The sequence below is a fragment of the Sapientia aquatica genome (assembly GCF_004358105.1).
Lineage (GTDB): Bacteria > Pseudomonadota > Gammaproteobacteria > Burkholderiales > Burkholderiaceae_D > Solimicrobium > Solimicrobium aquaticum.
Map to the genome: position 1 here is coordinate 135,789 of NZ_SMYL01000007.1, position 23,764 is coordinate 159,552.

At 48.0% G+C, this 23,764-nt stretch carries 24 protein-coding genes; 12 read left to right on the forward strand and 12 right to left on the reverse strand.

Annotated elements, in window-relative coordinates; all coding sequences use genetic code 11:
- Window positions 1-110 precede the first annotated feature (110 nt).
- From argJ to E2I14_RS13785, 3 genes are all read left to right on the forward strand, one after another.
- Entirely contained in the window at window positions 111-1,352 is a 1,242-nt protein-coding gene (gene argJ / locus E2I14_RS13775; protein ID WP_133329507.1) for a bifunctional glutamate N-acetyltransferase/amino-acid acetyltransferase ArgJ, read from the forward strand.
- 69 nt (window positions 1,353-1,421) lie between these two features.
- On the forward strand, window positions 1,422-2,288 hold the full coding sequence (locus E2I14_RS13780; protein ID WP_133329509.1) for an ATP-binding protein: 867 nt from the start codon (window positions 1,422-1,424) through the stop codon (window positions 2,286-2,288).
- The gene (locus E2I14_RS13785; RefSeq protein WP_133329511.1) at window positions 2,278-2,706 is read left to right on the forward strand and encodes a (deoxy)nucleoside triphosphate pyrophosphohydrolase; all 429 of its coding nucleotides are present in this window, start codon (window positions 2,278-2,280) and stop codon (window positions 2,704-2,706) included. Before E2I14_RS13780 ends, E2I14_RS13785 begins: the two co-directional genes overlap by 11 nt.
- 54 nt (window positions 2,707-2,760) lie before the next feature.
- On the opposite strand, the gene E2I14_RS13790 is transcribed toward E2I14_RS13785, so the two are convergent.
- The 8 genes from E2I14_RS13790 to ispB all read right to left on the reverse strand — a co-directional run bounded on the left by E2I14_RS13790 (window position 2,761) and on the right by ispB (window position 10,908).
- Window positions 2,761-2,940, reverse strand: a complete 180-nt coding sequence (locus E2I14_RS13790; protein ID WP_133329513.1) for a DNA gyrase inhibitor YacG — start codon at window positions 2,938-2,940, stop codon at window positions 2,761-2,763.
- Window positions 2,941-2,960: 20 nt separating this feature from the next.
- Window positions 2,961-3,716 carry a cell division protein ZapD gene (gene zapD, locus E2I14_RS13795; RefSeq protein ID WP_133329515.1) on the reverse strand — a complete coding sequence of 252 codons (756 nt, stop codon included), beginning with the start codon at window positions 3,714-3,716 and terminating at the stop codon, window positions 2,961-2,963.
- Between the two features lie 175 nt (window positions 3,717-3,891).
- Window positions 3,892-4,560 carry a dephospho-CoA kinase gene (gene coaE, locus E2I14_RS13800; RefSeq protein WP_133329517.1) on the reverse strand — a complete coding sequence of 223 codons (669 nt, stop codon included), beginning with the start codon at window positions 4,558-4,560 and terminating at the stop codon, window positions 3,892-3,894.
- On the reverse strand, window positions 4,557-5,426 hold the full coding sequence (locus E2I14_RS13805) for a prepilin peptidase (protein WP_133329519.1): 870 nt from the start codon (window positions 5,424-5,426) through the stop codon (window positions 4,557-4,559). Before E2I14_RS13805 ends, coaE begins: the two co-directional genes overlap by 4 nt.
- The gene (locus E2I14_RS13810; protein WP_133329521.1) at window positions 5,426-6,655 is read right to left on the reverse strand and encodes a type II secretion system F family protein; all 1,230 of its coding nucleotides are present in this window, start codon (window positions 6,653-6,655) and stop codon (window positions 5,426-5,428) included. Before E2I14_RS13810 ends, E2I14_RS13805 begins: the two co-directional genes overlap by 1 nt.
- 56 nt (window positions 6,656-6,711) lie before the next feature.
- Complete coding sequence (gene pilB / locus E2I14_RS13815) at window positions 6,712-8,442, reverse strand: type IV-A pilus assembly ATPase PilB (RefSeq protein WP_133329523.1); 1,731 nt, start codon at window positions 8,440-8,442, stop codon at window positions 6,712-6,714.
- A 140-nt stretch (window positions 8,443-8,582) separates the two neighbouring features.
- Window positions 8,583-9,857 carry an HlyC/CorC family transporter gene (locus E2I14_RS13820; protein WP_133329525.1) on the reverse strand — a complete coding sequence of 425 codons (1,275 nt, stop codon included), beginning with the start codon at window positions 9,855-9,857 and terminating at the stop codon, window positions 8,583-8,585.
- A gap of 61 nt (window positions 9,858-9,918) precedes the next feature.
- Window positions 9,919-10,908, reverse strand: a complete 990-nt coding sequence (ispB, locus tag E2I14_RS13825; protein ID WP_227544739.1) for an octaprenyl diphosphate synthase — start codon at window positions 10,906-10,908, stop codon at window positions 9,919-9,921.
- A gap of 406 nt (window positions 10,909-11,314) precedes the next feature.
- On the opposite strand from ispB, the gene rplU reads away from it, so the two are divergent.
- The 4 genes from rplU (at window position 11,315) to proB (ending at window position 14,639) form a co-directional block, all read left to right on the forward strand.
- Complete coding sequence (gene rplU / locus E2I14_RS13830) at window positions 11,315-11,626, forward strand: 50S ribosomal protein L21 (protein ID WP_133329529.1); 312 nt, start codon at window positions 11,315-11,317, stop codon at window positions 11,624-11,626.
- A gap of 70 nt (window positions 11,627-11,696) precedes the next feature.
- Window positions 11,697-11,963, forward strand: coding sequence for a 50S ribosomal protein L27 (rpmA, locus tag E2I14_RS13835; protein ID WP_133329531.1), 267 nt, complete (start codon window positions 11,697-11,699; stop codon window positions 11,961-11,963).
- Window positions 11,964-12,258: 295 nt separating this feature from the next.
- Window positions 12,259-13,365 (forward strand): Obg family GTPase CgtA, encoded by a 1,107-nt coding sequence (gene cgtA / locus E2I14_RS13840; RefSeq protein ID WP_133329533.1) that lies wholly within the window; start codon window positions 12,259-12,261, stop codon window positions 13,363-13,365.
- Window positions 13,366-13,517: 152 nt separating this feature from the next.
- Window positions 13,518-14,639, forward strand: a complete 1,122-nt coding sequence (gene proB, locus E2I14_RS13845) for a glutamate 5-kinase (RefSeq protein WP_133329535.1) — start codon at window positions 13,518-13,520, stop codon at window positions 14,637-14,639.
- Between the two features lie 28 nt (window positions 14,640-14,667).
- Here the strand turns inward: proB and E2I14_RS13850 are convergent, their stop codons facing one another.
- Window positions 14,668-15,192 carry a CNP1-like family protein gene (locus tag E2I14_RS13850; protein ID WP_165967836.1) on the reverse strand — a complete coding sequence of 175 codons (525 nt, stop codon included), beginning with the start codon at window positions 15,190-15,192 and terminating at the stop codon, window positions 14,668-14,670.
- A gap of 1 nt (window position 15,193) precedes the next feature.
- Complete coding sequence (locus E2I14_RS13855; protein WP_227544740.1) at window positions 15,194-15,790, reverse strand: RNA pyrophosphohydrolase; 597 nt, start codon at window positions 15,788-15,790, stop codon at window positions 15,194-15,196.
- A 182-nt stretch (window positions 15,791-15,972) separates the two neighbouring features.
- Here E2I14_RS13855 and E2I14_RS13860 point away from each other — a divergent pair, with 182 nt between their 5' ends.
- Both E2I14_RS13860 and E2I14_RS13865 read left to right on the forward strand, forming a co-directional pair.
- Complete coding sequence (locus E2I14_RS13860; protein WP_133329539.1) at window positions 15,973-17,706, forward strand: proline--tRNA ligase; 1,734 nt, start codon at window positions 15,973-15,975, stop codon at window positions 17,704-17,706.
- Between the two features lie 91 nt (window positions 17,707-17,797).
- Entirely contained in the window at window positions 17,798-18,448 is a 651-nt protein-coding gene (locus tag E2I14_RS13865) for a lytic transglycosylase domain-containing protein (protein WP_133329541.1), read from the forward strand.
- 90 nt (window positions 18,449-18,538) lie between these two features.
- Here the strand turns inward: E2I14_RS13865 and E2I14_RS13870 are convergent, their stop codons facing one another.
- Window positions 18,539-18,931: an SWIB/MDM2 domain-containing protein gene (locus E2I14_RS13870; RefSeq protein WP_133329543.1), complete on the reverse strand. Its 393-nt coding sequence runs from the start codon at window positions 18,929-18,931 to the stop codon at window positions 18,539-18,541.
- Window positions 18,932-19,156: 225 nt separating this feature from the next.
- Entirely contained in the window at window positions 19,157-20,521 is a 1,365-nt protein-coding gene (ffh, locus tag E2I14_RS13875) for a signal recognition particle protein (RefSeq protein WP_133329545.1), read from the reverse strand.
- 385 nt (window positions 20,522-20,906) lie between these two features.
- Between ffh and E2I14_RS13880 the strand changes: the two genes are divergently transcribed.
- The 3 genes from E2I14_RS13880 to E2I14_RS13890 are packed head-to-tail and all read left to right on the forward strand — an operon-like array spanning window position 20,907 to window position 23,763.
- Window positions 20,907-21,716 (forward strand): cytochrome C assembly family protein, encoded by an 810-nt coding sequence (locus E2I14_RS13880; RefSeq protein ID WP_133329547.1) that lies wholly within the window; start codon window positions 20,907-20,909, stop codon window positions 21,714-21,716.
- The gene (locus tag E2I14_RS13885; RefSeq protein WP_133329549.1) at window positions 21,713-22,069 is read left to right on the forward strand and encodes a PP0621 family protein; all 357 of its coding nucleotides are present in this window, start codon (window positions 21,713-21,715) and stop codon (window positions 22,067-22,069) included. The genes E2I14_RS13880 and E2I14_RS13885 overlap by 4 nt, the downstream gene beginning before the upstream one ends.
- On the forward strand, window positions 22,066-23,763 hold the full coding sequence (locus E2I14_RS13890) for a two-component system sensor histidine kinase NtrB (protein WP_133329551.1): 1,698 nt from the start codon (window positions 22,066-22,068) through the stop codon (window positions 23,761-23,763). Before E2I14_RS13885 ends, E2I14_RS13890 begins: the two co-directional genes overlap by 4 nt.
- Window position 23,764 lies beyond the last annotated feature (1 nt).

Consider the following 23,764-nt stretch of genomic DNA (forward strand, 5'->3'; position numbering starts at 1 on the left):
CGCTTGATGACAATTCAGTGACCAAAGCGCCATTGGCACTATGTTCAAAACAAGGGAATGTCCTACAATACGGGGCTATCCTCAACACCACTCACTTCTAGGAATCTACTATGGCCGTTAATTCTCCGCTCCCTGTCGCCGCACAATTATTACCAGTCGCTGGCATTGAACTAGGTTTTGCCCAAGCTGGCATACGCAAGGCGGATCGAAAAGACGTATTAGTGATGAAATTAGCCCCAAGCGCGACAGTGGCGGGGGTGTTGACGGCGAACCGCTTTTGCGCCGCTCCTGTGCAAGTATGTAAAAAGCATTTGGCCTCGGCTTCCCAAAATCCCGCCTTACCGATTCAAGCTTTAGTGGTCAATACTGGCAACGCCAATGCGGGTACCGGCGAGACTGGCTTAGCGGCAGCGAATGCAACGTGCGCTGCCTTGGCCAAGTTATTGGGCGTAGCAGCCGAGCAGGTATTGCCGTTTTCCACCGGCGTCATCTTGGAACAATTGCCGGTAGATCGTTTAATCGCGGGGTTGCCTGCTGCGATTGATAATCTTAAGGCCGATAATTGGTTCAGTGCCGCTGAAGCGATTATGACCACCGATACTCAACCGAAAGCAGCATCGCGCCAAGTCCTTATCGGCGCGCATACCGTAACGATGACCGGCATTAGTAAAGGTGCTGGGATGATTATGCCCAACATGGCAACCATGCTCGGTTATCTTGCATTCGACGCCAAGGTATCGCAAGCGGTTTTAGATCAATTGGTTAAAGAAGCTGCCGATCAATCCTTTAATTGCATCTCAATCGACGGCGATACTTCAACCAATGATTCCTTCATGGTGATTGCGACGGGCGCATCGACGCTGGAAATTACCTCGGTCAATTCCCCAGAATACGCCGCTCTGCGCGCTGCCGTTGTCGGCTTGGCACAAGAATTGGCGCAAATGATTGTGCGCGATGGTGAAGGCGCGACCAAATTTATGACAGTCACTGTCGAGCAAGGAAAGTCGGTCGAAGAATGTCGCCAAGTGGCCTATTCGATTGCAAATTCACCATTGGTGAAAACCGCTTTCTTCGCCTCCGATCCTAATTTGGGTCGCTTGTTAATGGCCATCGGTAAAGCCGGTATTGATGATTTGGACGTCGATAAAGTCGATTTGTATTTGGACGATGTGTTGGTGGTAAAGCAGGGTGGACGTAATCCAGCTTACCAAGAAAGCGACGGCCAGCGCGTGATGAAACAAAGCGAAATTTTGACCCGCGTTTTGTTAGATCGCGGTACTGCTAGTGCGACCGTTTGGACCTGCGATTTATCGCATGACTACGTCACGATTAACGCTGACTATCGCTCTTAATTGGTCGTTGGTTTGAGCACTATTTAAATCTAAATTCACATCGTGATTCAGTCACTTTTTCAGACTCGTATGGATCAACTAGAACACTTTTTACGCCGCGGCGAAATTCTAATGAATCGGGTGGAAGCCTTATTGCCGCCCGCTGTGCGCGCGCCCGATTGGGAAAATGCGGTGGCGTTTGTATGGCGTAAGCGGAGTGGTCGTGGCTATTTGCATACGGTGCGCCAAGTCGCCGCCATAAGCTTGGATGATTTACATCAAATCCAAACACAAAAGCAGCAGATCGAGCAAAACACGCGCCAATTTATGGCCGGTAAGCCAGCCAATAATGTGCTGCTTACCGGAGCGCGTGGCACGGGTAAATCATCCTTGATTAAAGCCTGCTTGAATCAATTTGCCAAAGACGGACTACGTTTGATTGAAGTCGATAAAGAGGACTTGGTCGATCTGGCCGAAATTGTTGAATTGATCGCGCAGCGGCCTGAGAAATTTATTATTTTTTGTGATGACTTGTCGTTTGAAGAAGGCGAGCGCGGCTACAAAGCATTAAAGGTGGCGCTGGACGGCAGCATTTCGGCGCAGTCGGATAATGTGTTGATTTACGCGACATCGAATCGCCGCCATCTGCTGCCCGAAAAGCAATCCGATAACAGTTCCTATCACCGCAGCGAGGACGGCGATTTACATCCTGGCGAAACGGTGGAAGAAAAAATCTCGTTATCAGAACGCTTCGGATTATGGGTTTCGTTTTATCCGTTTAAGCAAGAGGATTACTTGGAAATTGTCGCGTATTGGTTAGCGCACCTAGGCTGCAATGCCGAGCAGATCGAACAAGCCAAGCCAGATGCCTTGCGCTGGGCATTGCAACGCGGTTCTCGCTCAGGGCGCGTCGCCAATCAATTCGCACGTGCTTATGTGGGTGAACATGGCCTCTGATCTTTCACCTGCCCCAAGCGTGGCAAAGCCGATCGATGTGGCGGTGGGGATTTTGGTTAAACCGAATGGCGAGGTCCTGATGGCGCAACGTCCAGAAGGCAAACCTTACGCTGGTTACTGGGAATTCCCAGGTGGCAAAGTCGAAGCGGGTGAGCCGATTTTATCGGCCTTGATTCGCGAATTTAAAGAAGAAATTGGTGTGGAAATCGACCCCAATTTCGCCGAGGCTTGGTGCGGCTGCGCTTATGTGTATCCGCATGCCCACGTCCATCTGCATTTTTATTTATGTCGCGCTTGGCAGGGCGAACCGCAGAGTTTGGAAGGCCAGCAATTGGCTTGGCAAGGCGAAACCTTGAACGTGCAACCGTTATTGCCAGCGACCATTCCGTTATTGGAATGGATGTGGCAAGCGCGTTAATGGAATTGGCGGTGGACGCAGAATGTAAAGCGTTCAGTTGGTCAGGAAGGGGCGTTAATGCGTATCTTCGTCTTGAATATCGTCGGGTTCTGGGGCGGTGCTAGTAATGACGTAGCTCTCTTCAGCCCAAGCGCCCAGATCAATTTGTTTGCAGCGTTCCGAACAAAAAGGGCGATACGGATTTTTGGTATCCCAAACAACTTTTTTACTGCATTGCGGACAATCGACGATCATACTTTTTGATTCAATCTAAATTAAAAATTACACAGAGTTAGTTCAAACGGTACTTCGGATTCCACCGCACGCGGTTTTAACGTGCCATCTTGGGTCATAAAGCGGACCCACAGCATGTATTTATTGGCCGAAATTTCCGGAATCGCGCCCAAAGTTTCATCGATACGCAGGCGTATCATTTGGTAGATTTTCCCTTGCAGCATTTGCTGATAGCCGCCCGCTTGTGCAATCATTTTGGTGGTGTTGCCCGATTCGCGCAGCAAGCGCAAGGTCATGGCAATCGCTTCAAATAGTGGCAGCAACGGAGCGAACCATTGCTCGATATCAGAGCGCCGTTTCTCAGTGCTGTTATTTTGCCAAGCGTAGTACGAAGGTAAATCGAATTCACAGGCGCCGCCGGGAATAATTGTGCGTCCCCTGATGCTCATTAACCATTCATTTTCGCGGATGTTTTGCCCAGACTTGCCTTGTGCTGCCATGAGATTGGCGCTGATGCGATTGATATCCTCAATGATGGCATTGAGCATATCGGTCGCCACATTGGGATTAGAGCGAAAGCCAAGCAGGGTTTGGCGTTGTTTTTCGAGTTCTTGTAGCAGATCGGATTTTAAGTCGGCGCGGCCAGCGACTTCGAGCATTTCAAAGATCGTTGACAGCGCAACGTGGTGCTGCAAAGGATGTTCCTGATTTAAAAAAAATGAAAATTTTTCGTACAGGTCTTCCAGTCGCAATAACGTGCGAATACGCTCGTTGAAAGGGTATTCGTAAACAATCAAAGTAGTTTCCCTGTAAAAGTTGTCAGGTGTCGATCTGGCTCGGCTGTGTTTGTTATTAGTAAATTCATCGGCAATCCGAGGCTAAATCGAAGTCTAGCGCGATTGTCGCCTGTTGTATTGCAAGCCATATTAGTTTGCAATAAATTTACATGATTTTGAACCAAGCCGCGAAAAATTACAAATACTCTGTTGGTTTTGATAAAGATAATTCGCTATACAGTTTATGCAGGCGCTCGATTTCTGGAATCAGGGCCTCAAAACTTCCGTCATTTTGAATCACGTCGGTCGCCACTGCCAAGCGTTGCGCGCGCGTGGCTTGCTGTTTCATGATGGCGGCAACCAAACTTTCGGGTAACCCATCGCGCTCAATGACTCGTTGCAGTTGCAATGATTCGTCGCAATCAACCACCAAAATTCGCGACAATGTCCAATGCCCAGTTTCAACCAAAAGCGGCACCACATAAATAATGTACGGTCCCGTTGCGGCCTTGGTTTGCGCGGCAACTTCGGCGCGAATTAAAGGATGAATAATGGCTTCCAAACGCTGCTTTTGTGTCGCATCGGAAAAAATGAGAGCGCGCATTTTGGCTCTATCCATCGCGCCTTCGGCGTTAATTAGGTCGCTGCCAAAAGCGGCTTCAATTGCCGGAATGGCCGCGCCGCCGGGAGTTGTTAGGCTGTGTGCAATAGCGTCCGCGTCGATTACGCTAGCGCCAAGTTGCGCAAAACCGTTAGCGACGCTGGTTTTGCCACTGCCAATTCCACCTGTCAGCCCAACTAATAATTTGTTCGTGGCGAGGTGATTGGAGGGTGATTTTGAAGAAGGGAATTCAGAAGTACTCACAACACAATACCCAGATAGTTTTGAGTCAACATGCGGCCGAAGGGCAGCATGATTAATCCTGCGATGACCAAATAAGGACCAAATGGCATAGGTACATCACGTTCACGTTTGGTAAAAACAATTAACCCTATGCCGATCACTGCGCCAGCCAAGGATGACGCCAGAATAATCGCGGGCAATACCGCCCAGCCACACCAGGCCCCTAGAGCCGCAAGCAATTTAAAATCACCATAGCCCATGCCTTCTTTGCCGGTCACTAATTTAAATACCCAATACACACTCCAGAGCGCCAAATAACCAATCGCTGCGCCAACAACCGCCTCTTGCAAAGTGCAGAACACGCCTTGGGTGTTGAGCAATAAGCCGCACCAAAGCAAAGGGTAGGTAATGTCGTCGGGTAATAGCTGGGTGTCAAAATCGATTAACGCTAAGGTGATCAGAAAGAAACCAAATACGACCGCGGCGATACCAGCCAACCCAGTTCCGAAGTGCCAAACCATGCCAAAAGTGATTAGCGCTGTCGCCGTTTCGACCAAAGGATAACGTGCTGAGATTGGGCTTTTACAGCCGGAGCAACGCCCTCGCAGGGCAAGGTAACTGACGACTGGAATGTTTTCTATCGCTGTGATTTGATGTCCGCAATGCGGGCAAGCAGAGCGCGGTAACATCAAATTGAACACATCTTGATGCGGCAACGCTTGGCCATTTTGTTCGGCAACGTAATTATCTAATTCACGTTGCATCATTTTGGGAATGCGGTAAACCACCACATTAAGAAAACTACCAATCAGTAGACCGAACAGCGCAGCGACTAAGCTGACCGCAAAATTGCCCGGTCCGGTTACGTATAAGTCAGCTAAGTTCATTAACCAACCACAGCGCCAAGTTTAAAGATCGGCAGATACATCGCAATAATTAACGCACCGATGATGACGCCCAAAAACACCATGATCAGTGGTTCCATCAAGCTCGACATCGAGGCAACCGCCTCGTCGACTTCTTCTTCGTAAAAGTCCGCTACTTTGCCTAACATTGCATCTAACGAGCCGGATTCTTCGCCGATGGATACCATTTGAGTAACCATTGTTGGGAACACGTCAGCGTTCTGCATGGCGATGGTTAAACTAGTACCTGAACTAACTTCGTTTTGGATTTTAAGGGTGGCATCTAGATACACTGCATTACCCGCGGCTCCACCAACGGAATCGAGCGATTCAACCAAAGGTACACCAGCAGCAAACATGGTTGCTAATGTGCGCGTCCACCGTGCCACGGTCGCTTTGCGAATAATCTCACCAAAGATGGGCAGCTTTAGTAGCAGCTTATCCATCACACGTTGAATTTCAAGCGAACGCTGCCAGGCTTGGAAGAACAGATATAAGCCAATAATAGGCACGCCAAACACGAGATACCAAAACTTAACAACAAAGTCTGAAATCCCCATTACTACCAAGGTTGGCGCTGGCAAATCGGCACCAAAGCTTTTAAATACGTCTTTAAAGGCGGGAACCACCCAAACCATAATAACGGCGGTAACCACAAAAGCGACTGCGATAATGGATACGGGATAAAACAAAGCACCTTTAATTTTGGCTTTGATGGCAACTGTTTTTTCTTTGTAGATCGCCAAACGTGTCAACAAATCTTCCAAAATACCAGCCTGTTCGCCTGCGCCGACCAGATTGCAAAACAGTGGATCAAAATACAGTGGAAATTTTCGAAATGCTTGGCTAAGACTGGTCCCAGTTTCGACGTCACCGCGAATGTCCATAATTAATTTGGCCACAGACGGATTAGCGTGACCTTTTCCAACGATATCGAACGACTGAATTAACGGCACGCCCGCTTTCATCATCGTGGCCAGTTGGCGGGTGAATAAGGCAATGTCTTTTTCGGTTACTTTTTTACCGGACGCGTAGCTTTTCTTTTTGATTTTGGTGACGATGACACCTTGACGGCGCATGGTGGCGCTAACGATTGCCTCACCACCTGCGCGCAATTCACCTTTGACCTGCTTCCCAGCCTTGTCGCGACCTTCCCAGCTATAGACATAGTCTTTGACGGTGTTGGTTGATTTTTTTGCGGCAGTTGCCATAATTCTTATCCTGAAAACAGTCGTTTTATTTTAGTGGATTTCGGTGGGAAACCAATTTACGCGTTGGTGCAGCCTAAGACTTCTTCTAAGCTAGTGAGGCCTTGTTTTACCTTCATTAAGCCCGATTCGCGGAGTGTTTTAACTCCTTCATTTTTGGCTTGTTTTTCTATTTCTAAAGCACTTCCATGAGCCAGAATAATGCGCTCGATTTCTTCACTGATTGGCATCAATTGATAAATACCAACCCGGCCTTTATAGCCTGAGCCGCTGCAGCGTTCGCATCCAACCGGACCGTAAGGCCTCCAAGTGCCATCCAACATGGATTCTTCAAAGCCTGCTTCGATCAATACCTGATCAGCAATGTCGACCGGTTTTTTGCAGGTGCACAAACGGCGAGTCAGACGCTGAGCGGTGATTAAGATAACCGACGATGCAATGTTAAATGGCGCAACGCCCATGTTCATTAAACGGGTCAAGGTTGATGGCGCATCGTTGGTATGCAGAGTCGAGAACACCATGTGACCCGTTTGCGCGGCTTTAATAGCAATGTCGGCGGTTTCCAAATCACGAATCTCACCGACCATGATGACATCAGGATCTTGGCGCAAGAATGATTTCAGCGCGACCGGAAAAGTGAGTCCAGCGCGATCATTAATATTGACTTGATTTACGCCGGGTAGGTTAATCTCAGCCGGATCTTCGGCCGTAGAAATGTTAATTCCCGGCTTATTAATCACATTTAAGCAGGTATACAGCGACACGGTTTTACCAGAACCGGTAGGCCCGGTGACGAGCACCATTCCATAAGGGCGTTGAATTGCGTTGAGCAAAATTTCTTTTTGATCGGGATCGTAGCCGAGCGCATCAATGCCCATTTGCGCTTGCGATCCATCCAAAATCCGCATAACGACTTTTTCGCCGAACAGCGTGGGCAGCGTACTGACCCGAAAATCAATGGCGCGAGTTTGCGACATCATTAATTTCATCCGACCATCTTGCGGGACGCGCTTTTCAGAAATATCTAAGCGCGATAGCACTTTAATCCGTGACACTAATTTTTCTTTAATGGCCGAAGGCGGTTGAGCAATTTCGCGCAATTCGCCGTCGACCCGGAAACGAATTCGGTAGAATTTTTCGAATGGTTCAAAATGCAAATCGGACGCGCCCATGTTGATGGAGTCCAATAAAATCTTGTTCAAAAAACGAACTACTGGCGCATCATCAACTTCGTTGCTGGCGGCTTCGGCTGCGGCGGATTGGCCGGTATCGGCTTCGCCGAAATCGATATCCATCTCATCGCCAATTAATTCGTTCAGATTTTGCTCTGACGATTTGGCGAGCTTTTCTAATAATTTAACGAGTAAATCATGCTGAACGATGATAGGTTCAACAATCAATTCGGTTTGAAATTTAACCTGCTCTAAGGCTTGAATATTGGTTGGGTCTGAAATTGCAATCGAGACTTTATTGCCACGTTTAGCCAAGGCAATGATGCGCTGCGCATGCATTAATTTGGCATCAACAACTTTATCCGGAAATGAACCAGGGCTGAAGGCATCGATGTCCATCATCGAATAGCCAAATGTTTCCGAGCAGAAAACAGCTAAATCGCGTGGTTTGATGCAACCGGTTTGGATTAGTGAGTCGATTAACGGTGTTTTTTCGATCTGGGACTTTTTTATGGCCGGGTCAAGCTGCGCCATCGTTAGGCGATTCGCTTGTAACAGCGCGCGTGCAAGCCCCGAAATCGGGTTGGCAGGCGCTTGGTTAGTGAGTACTTCAGCCATAGTGAGTCAGTCCTGAATTGGTTTTCAACGATGATGCATTGCGGCAGCAAATTTGTAAAGTCTTGCCCTCGGAGAGCCGACATTCTTGGTTATTTGTGTTTATTATAGGCAACTATGCAAATAGTTGCTGAAAAAATTAGTTATTTTTGTTGGTATAACTTTACAACTTTGATGGCCTGATTTTGCACTTGGATGATCTCAACGACACAATTTTTGATCTTCAAACTGACTTGGGCTTCGGGGATATCTTCTAATATTTCTAACAAAAGCCCGTTTAGAGTCTTAGGCCCATCGACTGGAAAGTCTAAGTGTAGGCGCTTATTAATATCACGTAGTGTCGTCGTTCCTTCTAGCACGCATTCTCCGCGTTTGTCCCAATTAAACGCATCCGCTCGGGAATCGCCCGGCACTGAGGTCGTGAACTCGCCAATCATTTCTTCAATAATGTCATCGAGCGTTACCAAACCTTGTACTTCACCGTACTCGTCGATGATGATGGCTAGGCGCTCGCGGTTTTCTTGGAAGTACTGAAGCTGAGTGAATACGCCCGTGTCCTCGGGGATGAAGTAGGGGGCGGACAGTAATTCGCGAAAATCATCGGTGTTAATTTCGTCATTTTGGCTCAACAGGGCGACCGCTTTGCGTACATGCAAAATCCCGATAATGCGGTTAATTTCACCTTCATAAACCGGCAGTTTGTTGTGATAGCAGGTACTGAGTTGATGTTTGATTTCATCGACCGGTGTTGCTAAATCCAAGGCTTCAATTTGCGCCCGGGGCGTCATTACATCTTCAACTGAGATGCTTTCCAAATCGAACAAATTGAGCAAGATACTTTTATGCTTTTGCGGAATAAAATTGCCGCCCTCTAAAATCATCGAGCGCAGCTCTTCGGGGGATAAGCGCGTGTCGTGCGCCTCATTTCCAGTTTTTATTCGTAACAACTTTAACAGACTGCTAACAAATAAATTGACGAACCAAGTGACCGGCAAGCCAACTGTCATCAACGGTTTCAAAATAAAGCTGGCTGGCAGTGCGATGCGCTCAGGGTAGGTGGCGCCAATTACTTTTGGGGAAATTTCCGCAAACACAATCAATAAAAACGCGACTACCGCGGTGGCGATAGTAATGACCGTGTCGTTGTTGCCAAAGCTGGAAATTGCGATCACGGTAACAAGCGCGGTGGTGAGCGCGTTGAGAAGAGTGTTGGCGATTAGGACGACCGCTAAAAGTTTATCGACCCGATCCAGCAACCACAGCGTTGTAATGGCGCGTTGGTTGCCGCGTTTGGCTAAATGCCGCAAGCGGTGCCGGTTGGCCGCCATTAGGGCGGTTTCGGTCATGGAGAAAAAGGCTGAACATAGAATTAGTCCAACCAAGGTTAATAACTGAATCCAGAGCGGGATCGTATTCAAGGTGGCAGTGGTGAGTAAATATAAATTGAGTTAATTGTCAAAAACAGCGCAATAAACACGATTAATGATTACGATCAGCCGAGAAATGCGCTAACTGAACGAGGGCCTCTTTGTATCGGCTTTCAGGTAAAAGTTCCAACGCAGCGACAGCTTTAGCGCTGGCTTGTAGCGCTTGCTGATGGGTGAACTCCAGTGCGCCCGAATTGGTAATGGCGAGCAAAATTTCGTCGAATTTGCTGCTGTCACCGTTTTCTATGCTAGTGCGAACGAGTTCGCGTTGTTCTGGCGTTCCATTTTGCATGAGGTAAATTAACGGTAGCGTCATTTTGCCTTCACGTAAATCGTCGCCCACGTTTTTGCCGATGTCGCCCGCTTTGCCGGAATAGTCCAGCACGTCGTCGATGAGCTGGAATGCCGTGCCAAGCGAACGCCCGTATTCCGCAGCCGCTTCTATCTCAGTGTCGTTTGCGCCGGCGATTAATGCGCCTAAGCCTGTTGCCGCCTCGAACAGCTTAGCGGTTTTGGAGCGGATGACTTGCAAATAGCGCTCTTCAGTTACATCAGGATCGTGCATGTTGAGTAATTGCAACACTTCGCCTTCGGCAATGATGTTGGTGGCGTCGGCCAATATTTCCATTACGCGCATATCTTGCAGGCCGACCATCATTTGGAAGGAGCGTGTATATAAGAAGTCGCCTACCAAAACGGAGGCGGCGTTCCCAAACATCGCGTTAGCGGTTTTTCTGCCGCGCCGCATTGACGATTCATCCACCACATCGTCATGCAGCAAAGTGGCGGTATGAATAAATTCAATAATCGCCGCTAAGTCATGATGTTTTGTGCCCTGATAACCATGTGCATTGGCCACCAACACGGCCAAAGTCGGGCGAATGCGCTTGCCTCCTGCGCTGATGATGTACTCGCCTATCTGGTTGACTAGTGGCACGTCCGACTGCAATTTAGCGCGAATCACTAAATCAACTGCGTTCATGTCTTGTTCAATGACGGAAGTAATGGAGTGTTGTGTTTGTTGGACTGATGAGATGGACAAAGCGAAACCTGCATGAAAGATCAAGATGAGCGAAATTATACGATGCTTACATGTTGCATAAAAACATTACCATCAAATTCTCAGCTTGCTGGGCTGAAAATTTGCCCGGAAATTCAAATCTCACGTTAAATTTCGGCAAAAGTATAACTAAAACGACAATAAATGACTGATTTTAAATAGCGAGGCTTGGGGCGGGGCGCAGGTAAAGTCGATTGTGAAGATAAGCTGCTTGACAACACAAAAGAATTGACTTAATTCGTTTTGACTGTTCTTTTGAATTTATGTATAATGCAGGGCTTCCTTGGATTTTTGTTGTACACACTGCTTGGTTTTTACCGTTCAACGAGTGTATCGCCAAAAGTAAAAGGGATTTTAAAGATATTTACATTTTTTGATGAGGTTTCATATGTACGCGGTCATAAAAACCGGTGGCAAACAATATAAAGTTGCTGCTGGCCAAAAACTTAAAATAGAACAGATACCTGCAGACATCGGCTCCGAAATCACCATTGACCAAGTGCTCGCAGTGGGCGCTGGAGATACTCTGAAAGTTGGAGCTCCTTTGGTTGCAGGTGCAACGGTGTTGGCGACTGTAGTGGCGCATGGTCGCCATGACAAGGTAACAATTTTCAAGATGCGTCGTCGTAAGCACTACCAGAAGCACCAAGGCCATCGCCAAAATTATACCGAGTTGCACATTGTTTCTATCAACGGTTAATTTTCAGTTTATTTTATAAACGACTTTAATCAGCAACCAATTAGCAGATAAGCATAGTAAGGAGTCTTAAATGGCACACAAAAAAGGCGGCGGCACCACGCGCAACGGTCGTGATTCCGAGTCGAAACGACTTGGCGTAAAAGTTTACGGCGGCCAAGCAATTAACGCTGGCGGTATCATCATTCGTCAACGCGGCACTCGCGTTCACGCTGGTGAAAACGTTGGTATGGGTAAAGATCACACTTTGTTCGCATTGGTACCTGGTAAGGTTCAATTCGTTACCAAAGGCGCTCAACAACATCAATACGCTACTATCGTTCCAGCAGTTGCTGCGTAATTGTCGTAGTTTGATGTGGTTGTAAAAATATAGGGGTGTCGCAAGACACCCTTTGCCAGGCTGAACTCTTGTGGCTTATGCAATAAGTGCTTAGCCTTTGGCAAAACAAATGCTCTGCCATTGGTGGAGCTTTTTTTTATGGCATTTTTATAAATCAGAATTTGCTCCAGATTTATAAAAGTGCCTTTTTGATTTTAGTGGCAAGTTAAGTGGCAAGTTATGTAGTTTGGTGTAATTTGGATGAATACGTTACCCACTAACTTGGCAGTCTAAGTAGTAATGGAAGGACAGTGAAATGAAGTTTATCGACGAAGCACGTATTGAGGTAGTAGCTGGTGATGGCGGAAATGGAATCGCCTCGTTTTGCCGTGAAAAATTCCGCCCATTCGGCGGCCCAGATGGTGGCGATGGCGGCAAGGGCGGCAGTATTTTTGCGGTTGCTGATCGTAATATCAATACCTTGGTTGATTTCCGTTTTTCCAAGTTGCATATGGCAAAACGTGGTGAAAACGGTCGTGGCGCGGATTGTTACGGTAAAGGCGCCGACGATGTTTTCCTGCGTATGCCGGTTGGCACATTGATTTTCGATCGCAATACCGAGGAATTGATTGCTGACTTGACGGAACACGGCCAAGAAGTTTTGTTGGCTAAAGGCGGTGAGGGCGGTTGGGGCAATATCCACTTTAAAACATCGACTAATCGCGCGCCCCGCCAGCATGGTAACGGCAAAGAGGGTGAACGTCGCGAATTGCGCTTAGAGTTAAAAGTGTTGGCGGACGTAGGTTTGTTGGGGATGCCAAACGCCGGTAAATCGACCTTTATTACTGCTGTTTCTAATGCGCGGCCAAAAATCGCTGATTATCCGTTCACTACCTTGCATCCCAATTTGGGTGTGGTTCGGGTCAGTCATGAGAAAAGTTTCGTCATCGCCGATATCCCAGGATTGATTGAAGGTGCGGCCGAAGGCGCCGGACTTGGCCATCAGTTTTTACGTCATTTACAACGTACCGGTTTGTTACTGCATATTGTTGATTTCTCGCCGTTTGATGACGTTGATCCCGTCAAAGAAGCCAAAGCCTTGGCGCAAGAATTACGCAAATACGACGAAAGTTTGTACGAAAAACCGCGCTGGTTGGTACTCAATAAACTCGACGTGGTGCCAGAAGATGAACGCAAAAAGCGCGTCAAAGATTTCGTTAAGCGCTTGGGCTGGAAAGGCCCCGTATTTGAAATTTCAGCCCTGAATCGCGAAGGCTGTGAAGACTTAGTCATGGCGATTTATTCCCATTTGGCCGAAAAACGGGTGCAAGAAACACGCTCCGAAGAAACCACCATGGAAGAATCAGCGCACGGCGTTTTATCGATCGAAGCCGACGATCCTCGCTTTAAAATCATCGATTAATTTTGCTCGGTTGCTGAGAGAATCGGCAACCGCCAAACGTTTGATTGCTTCCAAAAGAGATAATCGACGACGTAACAACATGTTTATAAGCAAAGCATAGTGATAGACTACCTTCCAACTTTTTTTGGTTTTGATTAAATAGGTTATCGATAATGTCCACCGAGCTTCAAGCTAGTAAACGTTTAATTATTAAAGTCGGTTCTTCCCTAGTAACAAATGATGGTCGCGGTTTGGATCAAGCCGCAATTCAAAATTGGGCATCTCAAATCGCGAGCCTGCGCAATATGGGCAAGGAAGTTGTGCTAGTGAGCTCGGGCGCGATTGCCGAAGGTATGTTGCGGCTTGGGTTTGCCAAACGGCCCACCGAAATTGACGAACTGCAAGCCTGCGCCGCGGTTGGTCAAATGGGCTTGGCGCAAATCTACGAAACCAGCTTTAGACAGCATAATTTGGGAACCGCCCAAGTGCTGCTAACGCATGCTGATTTAGCAGATCGTGAACGCTATCTCAATGCCCGCTCCACCTTGCGCACCTTGCTTCGTTTTGGTGTGGTTCCCATCATCAACGAAAACGATACGGTCGTAACCGACGAAATTAAGTTAGGCGACAACGATACGTTAGGTGCTTTGGTGGCGAATCTCATTGAAGCCGATGCCCTAATTATTCTCACTGACCAAACCGGTCTATACAGCGCCGATCCGCGCAAAAATCCAGAGGCAACATTTATTCATCAAGCTACCGCTGGCGATCCAGCCTTGGAAGTGATGGCTGGCGGTGCTGGAAGTAGCATTGGGCGTGGCGGCATGCTGACTAAAATTCTGGCGGCCAAACGAGCAGCAAACTCGGGCGCACACACGGTGATCGCGTGGGGCCGTGAAGAAAATGTCTTAACCCGTTTGATGCAAGGCGAATTAATCGGCACCCATTTAGTCGCGCAAACCGAGCCATTGGCAGCGCGCAAACAATGGTTGCAAGATCATTTGCAGACCACTGGTCAGTTTGTGTTGGACGACGGAGCGGTGGATAAATTGGTCAAAGAGGGCAAATCGTTGCTGCCTATCGGCGTGATAGAAGTGCGCGGTGAATTTGGTCGCGGCGCTGCGGTGACGTGCTTAAATCAGGCCGGCGTAGCAATTGCGCGTGGTTTATCTAATTACGCCAGCAGCGACGCGCGTCGCATTAAGCGCCATGCATCGTCTGAGATTGCAGAAATTTTAGGCTTTATTGAAGAATCCGAGCTGATTCATCGCGATAATCTAGTTTTGCTGACTTAGTTCATTAGTCAGCAAAACTCTAGATCGTTTAATTTGAAATTGGACGTTTGGACTCAATACGCGATTTAATGCTGCTTAGATCGCCCGAGAAAGTTGTTCCCGCGCAAAAATATTCATTAGCCAACGTAGCATGTTGAATATTGGCTCCCGTAGCATAAATCGCAGTCCATTGCGGTGACCTTGTGCGTGACCACGTGCCGTCAGTTCGCCCAATCGCATAAATAATCTTTAGGCGATTATTGCAGCTAATCCCCTCGTAACTCACATTCGTAGCGCCTTGTTTGCTGGTGGCTTTTAAGGTGTAACGAATTTCGTAATCAGCCCCCGGAATAATTTTGATTGAGTCCGGGTCGATCGAAAATACCAACTGTGGGCTGGTATAAAAATCGATATACCGTTGAGCACTAGCTGGCAATTGGGCCTCGGTCTCAGGAGTTGCAACGGCTTCTTTTGTTGCTTCTTCGGCGGCAAACGAAACCATGTTTGCCCCGAAAAACAATAGTGCCAATGACATTGCGACTTGGGTAAAGCGGGTGCTTAAATGTGTACTCATACTATTTTTTAGGCTGCTCAACGATAGTGTCAATTGTTTCGATTTTAACGCTCGTTTTTTCATGCGAATGACCGGACTGCTGACGCAAGTAACGTCCAGTTTGGCGTTGCTGGCGTGGGTTTTCTGGGCGCGATAAAAAGCGTGATAGCTCCTGCAAGGCTAATTGATAAACCTCGCGCTTGAACTCAATCACCATATCCAGCGGAACCCAATAATCGTGCCAACGCCAAGCATCAAACTCAGGATGGGTTGAAGCCCGTAAATTGACGTCGCAATCCCGCCCAGTCATGCGCAGCAGGAACCAAATCTGCTTTTGACCGCGGTAATGCCCACGAACATCGCGCTTAATAAAGTGATCAGGAACTTCATAGCGCAACCAATCTCTGGTCCGGCCGATGACTTTGACGTGCTGTGGTAGTAGCCCGGTTTCTTCTTCCAGTTCACGAAACATAGCTTGTTCTGGAGTTTCGCCGTATTTAATGCCCCCTTGCGGAAATTGCCAAGAGTGTTCTCGCACCCGTTTGCCCCACCATACTTCATTCGTAGGGTTGAGCAGAATGATGCCTACGTTGGGCCTAAAGCCTTCACGATCCAGCATGATGTCCTCAAAACTTTCTGCGGCACCGGTACAACGCACTGTGTTTCAGTATAAATCTTCGCCTAACTGCAGTTTCTAATGGGTTTTGGATCAAAAAACTGTAAACAATGGATGCAGATGCCAACTAATCCTTTAAAATTGAGTTGATTATAACCTTCTCTATTTAAAAAGAATTCATTGTTATGCGCGCAACTCGATTTTTTATTTCAACCTTAAAAGAAGCCCCTGCCGACGCGGAAATTATTAGCCATAAGTTAATGATGCGCGCGGGGATGATAAAACGTCTCGGTTCGGGGATTTACAACTACATGCCGATGGGATTGCGTGTCATCCGCAAGGTCGAAGCAATCGTGCGCGAAGAGATGAATCGCGCTGGCGCTGTCGAAATGCTTATGCCCGTGGTGCAACCGGCGGAATTATGGCAAGAAACTGGCCGTTGGCAAAAATACGGCGCCGAATTAATGCGTATTAAAGACCGTCATGGGCGCGATTTTATTATTCAGCCAACCTCGGAAGAAGTTATTACCGATGTCGCGCGCTCGGACATTAAATCGTATCGCCAGTTGCCGATCAATTTTTACCACATCCAAACTAAATTCCGTGATGAACGTCGTCCGCGTTTTGGCTTGATGCGTGGTCGTGAATTTACGATGAAAGATGCCTATTCATTCGATCGCGACGTGGAGTCGATGAAAAAATCGTATGCCATCATGTTTGATGCCTACGTCCGAATTTTCCAGCGTTTTGGTTTGCAATTCCGCGCCGTGGCTGCCGATAACGGTGCGATTGGTGGAACGGGTTCGCACGAATTCCACGTGATTGCCGACACTGGTGAAGACGACTTGGTCTATTGCCCAACGTCCGATTACGCCGCCAATATCGAAGCAGCCGAAGCGTTGCCGTTGGCTAGCGAGCGCCCAACGCCAACTCAGGCAATGACCAAAGTTTCTACTCCCGGCACGGTAAAGTGCGAGCAAGTTGCTGAGCTGCTTGGAATTGGGCTGCAACAGAACGTAAAGTCGCTCGTTTTCGCCGTTGACGGCAATGAAGAGGGCAGCGTAAAAAAACAACTATGGTTATTGTTGCTGCGCGCCGATCACGAGTTAAACGAAATCAAAATGCAAAAAGTGCCGGGTTTGGCCAATGCACGCATGGCGACAGAGGAAGAAATTATCGAATGGTTTGGTACCGAGCCCGGTTATCTAGGACCGATAGGCGCTAAAAAAGCGCTCAACATTGTGGCTGATCGGACTGTTGCCAACATGAGCGATTTTGTCTGCGGCGCCAATGAAGCTAATTTTCATTTAACGGGCGTGAATTGGGAGCGCGATTTGCCGCTGCCAGCGATTGCTGATTTGCGTAACGTGCAAGCGGGTGATCCTTCCCCAGATGGCAAAGGGGTCTTGGCAATTCAACGCGGTATTGAAGTCGGCCATGTGTTTCAGCTCGGGACTAATTATTCTGAGGCGATGAAGGCGACTTATTTGGACGAAAACGGTAAGCCGCAATTGTTGCAAATGGGCTGTTACGGGATCGGTATTACTCGAATCCTGGGGGCGGCAATCGAGCAGAATTTTGACGACAAAGGCATTGTTTGGCCTACTTCGTTAGCGCCCTTTGAAGTCGTTATTTGCCCGATGGGATATGACCGAAGCGAACAAGTCAAAGCCGAAACAGAAAGCCTCTACAGCGCCTTAGTCGCTGCCGGTGTTGATGTAATCTTAGATGACCGCGGCGAACGTCCTGGTGCGATGTTTGCGGACTGGGAGTTGATCGGCGTGCCGCATCGGGTTGTCATTGGTGATCGCGGTTTGAAAGAAGGTAAGCTGGAATACCAAGGTCGTCGCGATACCGAAGCTACCGCGGTGGTGGTGGCCGATATGGTTGAATTCATTAAGGCTAAATTGGCCGCTTGATCGTAATCCGGTCTCAACCGTCACTTTGGAGTGGACTTGTTCCACTCCTTATTACTTGTGGAAAGTAGTTTTACGCGATCACATGATATCCATGCGTTTTTTTATTGTAGGCCTCCTCAGTTTTGCCTTCTCTGGCCTTGTTTGTGCGGGTAATCAAAAGGAAGAAGCGATGGCCGATTCGGTTCGGTTAGCGCTAGCCAAAGCGGTGACAGATAGCCGCCCACCGAAACCCAACTTCACCGATATAAACGCGCGCCTTGAGTACTTGCGTTGGTTGGCAGAGATGTCGGATCGTCTCAGAAAAAAAATTCCAGATAATCAAACTAGAGTCGAGTTCTTGGAAACGGTTTGGTATGAATCCAAACGTGCTGGATTAGAGCCTGCAATGGTATTGGGTTTGATTCAAGTAGAATCTGGGTTTCATAAATACGCCACCTCGATTGTCGGCGCACGCGGGTTCATGCAAGTTATGCCGTTTTGGTCGCGTGTGATTGGTGATGGTGACGCCAGCAAACTATTTCACATGACGACCAATTTGCGTTATGGCTGCTCGATCTTGCGCATGTATCTTGGAATGGAAGGCGGCGATTGGTATATGGCGCTGGGACGTTATAACGGCAGTCGTGGTCAGTCCGAGTATCCGACGATGGTGTTGGGAGCGTCAAAAAAGTGGGAATATAAAAACGAGAAAAGTGTTGAGGCGAATGGCGTAGGAAAATCGTTAAGCGCGCCGCGTTCATGATGGATTGTTTTAGCAAAATTTAAGTGATTCTGGAAACAAAAACGCCCGCGCGATGCGGGCGTTTTTGTTTGGGGCAAATTCCCAAGAATATTACGACAAGTGTGCTGAGATGAGTTTAGTCATTTCAAACATAGATACTTGCTTTTTACCGCCAAACACAGCAACCAATTTTGCATCGCCATTGATCATGCGTTTGTTTGCTTCGTCTTGCAATTTGTGCTTCTTGATGTATTCCCAGATTTTTTTAGTGACTTCAGTGCGTGGAATTGGAGCTGCACCGATTACGGCTGCTAACACTGGGGATAAAGTCATTGGCTTCATGAAAGCGGAATTTGCTTTTGGAGCTGCTGCTTTTTTCGGAGCGGCGGCTTTTTTAGGAGCTGCTGCTTTTACTGCTTTAGCCGGTGCTGCTTTAGCGGCTGGTTTCTTCGCTGCTGCGGCTGGTTTTTTTGCTGCGGCTGCTGGTTTTTTGGCTGTTGCCATTGTTAAGCCTCCTTGAAAGATGATCGAAAATCTCGGTTAAAAGTAGCTTGAATACGCGGTAAAAAATTACCACACGTCATGCATTGCTTATAGTGGTGTGGTTTTATTGGCCGCGCAAGTGTTTTTTGTATTTTTTGTGCGTATTTTTAACTGATTTTAAAATGATGCGGTTTTTCTGACGAAAAAGTCGCTTTCCCCTAGGAGAAAACGCTAAAAAATAGCGTTTTAACGGTTGGGCATCATGCCCTTCATACTGCGCATCATTTTCATCATTCCGCCGCCTTTTAGCTTCTTCATCATCGATTGCATTTGCTCAAATTGCGCCAACATACGATTGACTTCTTGGATTTGAACTCCCGCGCCGGTGGCGATGCGGCGTTTGCGCGAAGCCTTAATTAGGTCAGGTTTGGCGCGCTCTAATGGGGTCATGGAATTGATAATACCTTCCATGCGGCGCACTTGTTTTTCTGCTTGCCCCATGTTCGCGCCGCTGGCGGCTTGCTGCATTTGGGCTGGCAATTTGTCGAGCAGGCCCGAAAGTCCGCCCATTTTTTTCATCTGCGAGATTTGCGCTTTGAAATCGTTGAGGTCAAATTTACCTCCACTTTTCATTTTTTGCGCCAAGTCTTGGGCCGCCGACATATCCATGTTTTTCTGGGCTTCGGCAACCAACGCCAAAATATCACCCATACCCAAAATACGGTTTGCCATACGCGCGGCGTCGAATGCTTCCAGACCATCCATTTTTTCGGATACGCCGGAAAACTTAATCGGAACGCCAGTGATGTGACGCACAGAAAGCGCTGCACCACCGCGTGAATCACCGTCTAATTTGGTCAGCACTATCCCGGTCAATGGCAGTGCTTCGTTGAAGGCGCGTGCTGAATTGACCGCATCTTGTCCGACCATGGCATCGACCACGAACAGCGTTTCGATTGGGTGGACCGCCGCATGAACCGCTTTGATCTCTTGCATCATCGCTTCGTCCACGCCCAGACGACCGGCTGTATCGATGATGAGCACATCGTGGTAGTGCTTTTTGGCGAAATCCAAGGCGGCTAAGGCGATCTCAACCGGCTTATCGGTGGTTTGCGTTGGGAAGAAATCGGCGCCAACTTGTTCTGTTACGCTTTTTAGCTGGGCAATCGCCGCTGGACGATAGACGTCGGCAGAAACGGTTAGGACTTTTTTCTTGTGATTGTCGCGCAAAAATTTAGCTAATTTACCGACGGTGGTCGTTTTACCGACACCTTGTAAGCCGGCCATTAAAATAATCGCTGGCGGTTGCGTCGCAAAATTGAGTTGTGTGGCAGTTGGGCCGAGATCAGCGCCCATCAATGCGGCTAATTCGCGTTGTACGACGCCGACTAAAGCTTGGCCGGGCGTGAGGGAAGAGATAACTTCTTCGCCTAAGGCTTTTTCTTTTACTTTGGCGATAAATTCACGCACCGCAGGCAGGGCGACGTCGGCTTCTAATAAAGCCAAGCGCACTTCGCGCAGCATTTCAGCGGTGTTCGTTTCAGTCAAGCGCGCTTCACCGCGCATGGTTTTGACTACTTTGGCAAGGCGTTGGGTCAGATTGTCTAACATGGCAATAAATATCTCTTCATGAGGAATGCGAACAGCAAAGCGGCATTTTACCTGATGGCGGGTTCAGGACGAAATTTGCGTACTATAAAAGCACAACGGGGTTGGTAGATTTGTTATTTCGCTATTTTTTCTGATGGTTTTGGGATTGAATTGCCTGATTTTTTTACCCGATTTGGAAACCGGTGTTGGCTAACTCTTTATAATGGCGCCGATTGCTCGTTCTGCGCTTGGTGGCTGAGATAATTAATTGGGACATGATTGGTCTCGGTTGAGTTGAGCATTGCTTAGCTAACCTGTTACTTGCGCAAGAGAAAATAATAAAATATTGCAATATTTTCCATTGCAGAACTTCTTCCCCATGTATTTCTTGGTGTAAACTGATTTGATGCAAACTTACTTCACGATTATCGCGGCGGCGCTGTATGCCAGCTGCCTATTTTTGCCCACGCGCCCGCGCTGGTTGATTTCGCTCGTGATCGTTTTTGGCTGGTTATTCCATGGCGCGGCGCTCGGTATGGAGATTAGTTCGCCGGTTGGAATTCGTTTGGGTTTTGCCTTGATGTTGTCGAGTGCATTATGGATTTCGGTGTTCGCGTATTGGCTCGAGAACTGGCAATTGCCGCTAGAAGGTTTGCGATTATTGATCTTGCCGAGCGCGGCATTTCAGGTTTTATTGCCGGTCTTTTTCCCGGGCCAGTTGATTTCCATGAGCGATAAATCGATCTGGTTTCCGGCTCATATTGCCATCGCGTTATTGGCGTATAGCGCGCTCACCATCGCCGCCTTTCACGCTGTGCTGATGACGATGCAAGAGGCGCGTTTGCGCAACCGTGATTCGTTATTTTCCGCGGGCTGGCTCGGTGCTGCGTTGGAGCGTTTACCCGCTTTATTAATGATGGAACGTATCTTGTTTCGGTTAGTGTTGATTGGCTTTGTGTTGCTCAGTTTTACGGTTGTATCGGGCCTTGTTTTCTCCAAAGATGTGTTTGGTGTTGCGATGCGTTGGGATCACAAAACTATTTTTACCTTGCTCTCTTGGATCCTGTTTGGCGTGTTACTAGGCGGTCGCCACTGGCGCGGTTGGCGCGGTAAAACGGCCTTGAGTTTAACCTTATCTGGTTTTGCGACCTTGTTGCTGGCTTATGTTGGCAGTCGATTTGTATTTGAAGTGATTTTGCATAGGAGTTTTTTATGAGGTTGTTGGTTTGGCTGGCGTTTGCTGCATTGGTGTATTTGGCGCTCCGAAGCAGGGCAAGAGCGATGCAGGAGAATTTGCGCCGCGCTGCGCGTGAGCAGGCAAATTCCCAGGCCAACGCGCAAGCTGGCGGAGCCGGCCCGTTCGCGCAACCGCAGCCGCATTCAGCGGCCGCTGAAAATATGGTGGCGTGTTCCTATTGCCAGTTGTATTTACCTGCCTCCGAAGCGATTAATCGCAGCAATGACCATTTTTGCTGTGAAGAACATGCGCAATTGCATGCCGCTGGCGTCCCACATTCAACCGCACCTCATTCATCCGCACCTCATTCACCTTCCAATCCTACCGAATGAAAAGCGCCGATATTCAAAATCCGACACAAACCTTGTGGCGCTCACTACAAACCTTGAGCATTACGCGGGTGCTAATTGCAGCGATTTTGTTGGCCTTGTTGGGATTCAATAACAGTAAATACATTTGGTCGATTGCCCCGATTCTGTATCGCAATATCTCTTTGGTATATTTGATTGGCTCGATCGGCTTTGTTATTTTGCAGCTGAAGTTCAAGCGGTATTTTTTATGGCAGCTTGGCGCGCAGGCGATGTTCGATGTCACGGTTATTTCGGTTTTTTACTTCGTGGCCGGCGGATTAAACAGTAGTTTGGTGATTTTGTATCTGTTCCCCTTGGCCAGTTGCGCAATCTTGGCACCACTTATATGGGCCTTATTTTTATCCTCGCTGGTCACTGTTTATCTGTTGCTGGAAAGCTCGTTCCAAGTTTTACAATCCGGCTCTGAATTCGCATTGTCTTCCGCCGGACTATACGGCGGCACATTTTTTGCCATTGTTTATGCCGTTAATCGCTTGGCGAATCGTTTATTGCGGCAAGAAGAACTGGCGTTACAACACGAGAAAAATTTACGTATTCAGCAAGAAATTAATAAATTGGTGGTGGCCGATATGGGCGACGGATTTATCGTGGTCGACGCCTCAAGTCGAGTCTATGCCAGCAATCCCGCGACCAAGCATATGTTGGGAATGGCGCTCACGCCCGGCATTATCAAATTAAGTGATACGCCGAATTTGCAGCCCATTGCCGACGCTTTTTTTGATTGGCGCAATCAAGTCTCGGATGTGGAAATTGGTTGGGTCAATACGATTGCTTTTACCGCGATTGATTTTAGTGAAGAATCGACGATTAGCGACTCGGTAATGGTCAAAGGCGTGCGGCGCGATTCGGTGACGCATTTGAAATTGCGCTTCGTCAATGTCAACGCTGACTCAGATTCAAACGACGATCGTTACATCATTTTTTTGCAAGATGCGTCCGAGATCGAAAACCAAGCGCAGCAATTAAAACTCGCCTCAATGGGGCGCTTGACTGCCAGCATCGCGCATGAAGTGCGTAATCCACTTTCCTCGATTTCGTATGCCGCGTCATTATTGGGCGAAGATGATTTAAGCCCAGAGCAGGGCGCGCGCTTGGTAAAAATTGTGAACGACAACGTGGTGCGCCTGAATCAATTGATCGAGGATATTTTGCGTTTATCGCGTAAAGCGCAAATCAATGTCGATCCGTTTCCATTAAAGCCGGCTTTGCAGGAAATTGTGCAAGAGTTTCAAGAAACCCACGGTGTGGCTGCCGATGTGATCCAATTATTTTCCCCAGATTCGATTTTGATCCGTTTCGATCCGCTGCATCTACGCGAAGTATTGGTTAATCTACTGACGAATGCTATTCGCTATGCGAGCGGAGAAGCCGGCAGTATTCAATTATTTGTGCTGGCGGATTTGGTCGATAAGCTGGAGCTTCACGTGCGTGACGATGGTCCGGGCATTACCGCCGAAGTGCGGGCGCATCTGTTTGAACCGTTTTACACCACGTCTAGCCAGGGCACCGGATTAGGTTTATATATGGCGCGGGAGCTGTGTTTGAATAACGGCGCACTCTTGGATTACGAATATCGGGTCACTGAATTGGACGTAACGCACGCCACCACCAAAACCAATGGTCGTTTTGTAATTACCTTTGTCAGACCAAAATAGC